At 42.4% G+C, this 1159-nt stretch carries 2 protein-coding genes; both read right to left on the bottom strand.

What is annotated here, in order from left to right:
* A partial coding sequence (locus KDK18_RS06240; protein ID WP_257254001.1) for a sugar phosphate isomerase/epimerase occupies positions 1-789 on the bottom strand: 789 nt, incomplete at its 3' end.
* A 2-nt stretch (positions 790-791) separates the two neighbouring features.
* The coding region (locus tag KDK18_RS06245; protein ID WP_257254003.1) for a dihydrodipicolinate synthase family protein at positions 792-1159 on the bottom strand (368 nt) is incomplete at its 5' end.

A 1159-nucleotide genomic window follows, 5' to 3' on the forward strand; every position in this document is an offset into this window, starting at 1 on the left:
GAAAAACCACCAATGTTCTGACGAGAAAATTTCAACTTCACAATAACCTGTGTATCCAGCTCCCTCGACAATCCGACGGATCTCGCGCAGATCCGCAACCCCATCACCCATCATACCTCTATCAAGCAGCATATCACTGGTATCTTCAAGCCAATCACATATATGGTAACCAAAAATCGGGACAGCAGTACTATTCAGCGTTTGTTCCAATGTTGTGTCCCACCATACGTGATAAACATCAATCGCAAGACCCAAATTTTCAGCTCCAACAATTTCACAAACGTTTACTGCATCCTGTGCAGTCATCAAAACTGTCCGGTTTCCACCAAACATCGGATTTAAAGGCTCTAGTGCCAAGCTTACATCGTTTTCCTTTGCATATTCTGAAAAATTATTAAGTCGATCGGCTAGAATTTTCTGAGTTTCCAAAACTCCTTTTGAATCAGGATTTGTACCGCCAGTTACAATCGTTAAAACATCTGCACCTAATTCTGCAGCGATATCGATAGTCTTTCTGACTTCGCTATCTGAACCCGCTTGAGAACCAGTAAGGTAAGGTGTTCTGCAAAGACCAGAGATTTCTAGACCTGCAGATTTGGTGTAATTACCAATTTCATACGCATTCTCAGAAAGCTCCTGCGTCCAAAACGTAATCGCTCCAAATCCCCGTTCAGCACAAGCGTCTATGACCCTTTTTGAATCCCACCCAACTCCACAGCCAGGTAAATTGTGACCAAGGGTGGCAGTATTAAGAGCTAAAGCTGTTGTATCATTTTCGAATGCGCGCATTACTAAAGCCCGTACATCGCAAGTAATTGTTTCATTTTGAAACATGCTCTTTCTGGATCTACTAAAATATTTGCCTGGTCAGCGAGCTGAAATGTTTGTGAAAAATCATACAAGTTTCGATCTGACTGTGCCCCTTTCAACATTACAAAATGCTCTTGAAAGCCGTTTAGCCAGGCTAAAAATACGACCCCTGTTTTATAGTATTGTGTCGGTGCACGAAAAATATGACGCGCTAACGGGACAGTAGGTTGTAGAAGTTGTCGATAAGACTCAACGTCATTTTCATTAAGTCGCGATACAGCATTAGAAGCGACATCTGCGAGGGGATCAAAAATACCAAGAAGTGCGTGCGAATATCCTAGATCATCAC

The sequence above is a fragment of the Endozoicomonas sp. SESOKO3 genome (genome assembly GCF_024606255.1).